This is a genomic window from Hymenobacter amundsenii, assembly GCF_002204745.1.
Taxonomy (GTDB): domain Bacteria; phylum Bacteroidota; class Bacteroidia; order Cytophagales; family Hymenobacteraceae; genus Hymenobacter; species Hymenobacter amundsenii.
On the sequence record NZ_NIRR01000095.1, the window covers coordinates 1 to 1,066 of the forward strand.

Annotated in this window: 2 protein-coding genes; both read left to right on the forward strand. The window is 54.1% G+C overall.

Going from position 1 to position 1,066, the window contains the following annotated elements:
* Positions 1–191: 191 nt before the first annotated feature.
* Positions 192–443 carry a hypothetical protein gene (locus CDA63_RS20690; protein ID WP_126546994.1) on the forward strand — a complete coding sequence of 84 codons (252 nt, stop codon included), beginning with the start codon at positions 192–194 and terminating at the stop codon, positions 441–443.
* Entirely contained in the window at positions 391–942 is a 552-nt protein-coding gene (locus tag CDA63_RS20055) for a hypothetical protein (RefSeq protein WP_126546995.1), read from the forward strand. Before CDA63_RS20690 ends, CDA63_RS20055 begins: the two co-directional genes overlap by 53 nt.
* Positions 943–1,066: the final 124 nt, after the last annotated feature.

Here is a 1,066-nt window from a genome sequence, read left to right on the forward strand (position 1 = left end):
TTTCCAGCATGAGGGCCCCGCGGCAGGTAAAATACCCCGGCAGCACGATGCGGGGCGAGCGGGGCGTACCGGATGTAAGGAAAAAGAGCGGCAGCAGCAGCCAAGAGCGCATGGGCATGGGAAAAGTAAACGCCGACCGACAACCGGCTCCGGCAGGGACGCGCAAGGTAGGGGGCTCCTTGCCCAATCGGATGAAGCGTCAAATGCAGCAGCAGCGTGTTCAAGAAAACGGTCGGAAGCAAAATGCAGCAATTCAGTTGAAGCATCGCTCTGGTCATGCAGAAGTAGGCTTAGTTAAAAGCGTGATAATAGCTAAAATGGTATTTTGCCGCCACTATGTTCGCGAACCCTTTCCTACCTATTATCACGGCATTTTATCAACTTTCCGCTATGAAACAGCTTATTGTCATTGTTGCGGTGGTGCTCGCAACCGCTTCCTGTAAGAAAAAGGAAACGGTCCCACTACCTTCCGGAAAGAACACCTTCTCCTGTCAGATTGCTGGCAAGGCATTTACGCCTCATCTGGACCCTATTCTACTGACGAGCCGGCAGCCGCTGCGGGCGTATCGCACCGGTACGCAAGGCGGGTTTGTGTTACAAGCACAAGATGCGCTGAATGTGCTGGAAATTTACCTGGCAGCGACGCAAGGTTCCGGCACCTATCCCGTGGGCTACGTCAGGGGGCCTATTCCCTATGCGCCCAACCCGGATAGTTATGCTGGCTACACGCAGTACCGGGGACCACAGTCTGGGGACGACCCCTACAACCCACCAGCACCCACTCGTTATTATACGGATGGCTCAAACACGGGAACGGTGACATTCACTCGTCTGGATACAGTGGCTCGAATAGCGGGAGGTACCTTCGAGTATACCGCTCGGGAAATGACGACGGGGCAGACCGTGCGGATCAAAAACGGAACGTTTGATGTGAAGTTCTGATAAACTGGAGAGACGAGACGACTCCACTAGTTGTATAGTCCCAGAGAGAGATGGTGTATTTTCCGGGCTGGAATTTCGCACGAACTTATGGGACAAGTACTCCACGGCAGCGCCCGCACAACTT

What these genes read in the sequence shown, in the direction of transcription:
- CDA63_RS20690 (WP_126546994.1), top strand. Translation starts at nt 192, where the DNA reads ATGAAGCGTCAAATGCAGCAGCAGCGTGTTCAAGAAAACGGTCGGAAG.
- CDA63_RS20055 (WP_126546995.1), top strand. Translation starts at nt 391, where the DNA reads ATGAAACAGCTTATTGTCATTGTTGCGGTGGTGCTCGCAACCGCTTCC.